We start from the raw sequence: 510 nt of genomic DNA on the forward strand, positions 1-510 counted from the left end.
AAATATTCCTTCATCTTCATCAAATCCTGCTACATAAAAATCCATAAAATATTCCTTAACATTTGAATCTAGTATAATAGGATTTTGATTTTTTATTATATCTTCAAATGCTCGCATAAAATGTTTTTCAAATTTATCTATATCTATTTCATAAAATTTTTCAAAATATTCTTCAACTTCATTATAATTGGAATTAGTTATATTCTCTAATAATTCCTCTATTTCTCTAATTTCTTCAGGTCTTATAAATAAATTTAATGTAACATATAAATTATTATAATCTTTTCTATTTTTAAAATCATTACTTTGTATACGGATATTTTTATTTCTAGTTGTATATCCATCAAATGTTCCAAAATTTTTCTCCTTATTTTTAAAACTAAAATATTTTAAATAATAATAATTAGAATATTCTGGTATATCAAAAGTAGCTTTTAATTTTTCCTTAATTGTATTATATAAATATATACTAGTTTCAAACCAATATTTAATTATATCTTTAATTTTTTT

General features: G+C 18.4%; 1 protein-coding gene. It reads right to left on the minus strand.

Annotation, left to right across the window (positions count from 1 at the left end):
- A partial coding sequence (locus ABDH49_09390) for a hypothetical protein (GenBank protein MEN3047151.1) occupies positions 1-510 on the minus strand: 510 nt, incomplete at both ends.

Source organism: Candidatus Hydrothermales bacterium, assembly GCA_039630235.1.
Classification (GTDB): domain Bacteria; phylum Hydrothermota; class Hydrothermia; order Hydrothermales; family JAJRUZ01; genus JBCNVI01.